Origin of the sequence: Streptomyces glaucescens, assembly GCF_002154375.1 — a bacterium.
Lineage (GTDB): Bacteria > Actinomycetota > Actinomycetes > Streptomycetales > Streptomycetaceae > Streptomyces > Streptomyces glaucescens.
In genome coordinates this window covers 1-737 of sequence record NZ_MUND01000814.1, presented here as the reverse complement: position 1 = coordinate 737, position 737 = coordinate 1, and the positions used below count along the sequence as shown (strand labels likewise).

The window sequence follows — 737 nt, the reverse complement described above, 5'->3', positions numbered from 1 at the left end:
AGTCTTCAACGGACTGGATCCCGGCATCCGCACCGTGGTCTGCGGCCACACTCACATGCCGTTCGTCCGCCTCGCTCATGGCCGACTCGTGATCAACCCCGGCAGCATCGGCATGCCCTACGGAAGAACCGGAGCACACTGGGCGCTCCTGGGCCCGGGCGTCGAGCTCCGCACCACGCACTTCGACATCGAGGCCGCAGCCACCCAGCTCAGCCAGGAATCGTCCTACCCCGACATCACCGAGTGGGCCGACTACTTCCTGCACGCTCGCGCGACCGACGCCGACGCCCTCGCAGCCTTCGCCCCACGGGACGGACGCGACCACAGCCCGTGACACTCGCTCCCCATCCACGACATCGGGCAGCCGAACACCGACTGCACGACCAACGACGCCTACCAGTCTCAGGGCCGAGTACCAACCCGCCCGACTCTGTCCGCCAGCTCCACCAGCCCCAGCCCCAGCCCCAGGCCCGCGGCGCGCTCTACGCTCGTTCGCGAGACCAGCTCGTGCCAGCCCAACACCCCGGCCAGGATCCGCCGGTTGCTGCCGCTCCCGCACGTCCAGCACCGCGAGCGTGGCCGCCCTGTCCCTCATTCGCCCATCCACCCGTGAACCCGAACCGTATGGACCACCGTCCGCAGAGCACGTCCAGCGGTCCGACCGGCCATGCGTGCGGGCGAACGGATCGCGACGCGGTCAAAGTGCTTTCGGCCGCCGTCACGGTTCTGTCGCCCCA

At 69.3% G+C, this 737-nt stretch carries 1 protein-coding gene; it reads left to right on the top strand.

The genetic code is table 11. The features are described from left to right. Positions 1 to 334 (top strand): metallophosphoesterase family protein (locus CCN42_RS37715; RefSeq protein WP_143662170.1); only part of this gene is annotated, 334 nt, incomplete at its 5' end. Positions 335 to 737 lie beyond the last annotated feature (403 nt).